Source organism: Corynebacterium sp. SA-MJD20WY100, from assembly GCF_039822565.1.
Taxonomy (GTDB): Bacteria; Actinomycetota; Actinomycetes; order Mycobacteriales; family Mycobacteriaceae; genus Corynebacterium; species Corynebacterium phoceense_A.
The window spans coordinates 1-595 of the sequence record NZ_JBCJKS010000050.1 but is presented as its reverse complement, the minus strand read 5'-3'; the positions used below and the strand labels follow the sequence as shown (position 1 = coordinate 595).

General features: G+C 56.0%; 6 tRNA genes. All 6 read left to right on the top strand.

The features are described 5' to 3' along the window. Nucleotide 1 precedes the first annotated feature (1 nt). The 6 genes from ABJ196_RS12670 to ABJ196_RS12645 all read left to right on the top strand — a co-directional run bounded on the left by ABJ196_RS12670 (nt 2) and on the right by ABJ196_RS12645 (nt 593). Nucleotides 2-74 (top strand) — tRNA-Gly (locus tag ABJ196_RS12670). A gap of 25 nt (nt 75-99) precedes the next feature. Further along, nucleotides 100-171: transfer RNA gene (locus ABJ196_RS12665), tRNA-Val, on the top strand. Nucleotides 172-211: 40 nt separating this feature from the next. Further along, nucleotides 212-284 (top strand) — tRNA-Gly (locus tag ABJ196_RS12660). Between the two features lie 47 nt (nt 285-331). Then, nucleotides 332-402: transfer RNA gene (locus ABJ196_RS12655), tRNA-Cys, on the top strand. A 24-nt stretch (nt 403-426) separates the two neighbouring features. Continuing rightward, nucleotides 427-498 (top strand) — tRNA-Val (locus ABJ196_RS12650). A 22-nt stretch (nt 499-520) separates the two neighbouring features. After that, nucleotides 521-593, top strand: a tRNA-Gly gene (locus ABJ196_RS12645). Nucleotides 594-595 lie beyond the last annotated feature (2 nt).

Below are 595 nucleotides of genomic sequence, written 5' to 3'. Positions count from 1 at the left end.
TGCGGATGTAGCGCAGTTGGTAGCGCATCACCTTGCCAAGGTGAGGGTCGCGAGTTCGAGTCTCGTCATCCGCTCAGGTTCTTTTATGGACCGAATCCCGCGCGATTAGCTCAGCGGGAGAGCGCTTCCCTGACACGGAAGAGGTCACTGGTTCAATCCCAGTATCGCGCACACGGACTTTTAGTCCTAGAAACCGGGCCTGGTTTCGAATGCGGATGTAGCGCAGTTGGTAGCGCATCACCTTGCCAAGGTGAGGGTCGCGAGTTCGAGTCTCGTCATCCGCTCAAGTACTTCTCTTTTTTGAGAGTGTACTGTTGAGGCGGTATGCCACGGTGGAATGGCCGAGTGGTGAGGCAAAGGTCTGCAAAACCTTGCACACGGGTTCGATTCCCGTTTCCACCTCAAAGTCTTCAAGTGAAGATGCCCGCGCGATTAGCTCAGCGGGAGAGCGCTTCCCTGACACGGAAGAGGTCACTGGTTCAATCCCAGTATCGCGCACAGAAACCTTCGGGTTTCGAATGCGGATGTAGCGCAGTTGGTAGCGCATCACCTTGCCAAGGTGAGGGTCGCGAGTTCGAGTCTCGTCATCCGCTCA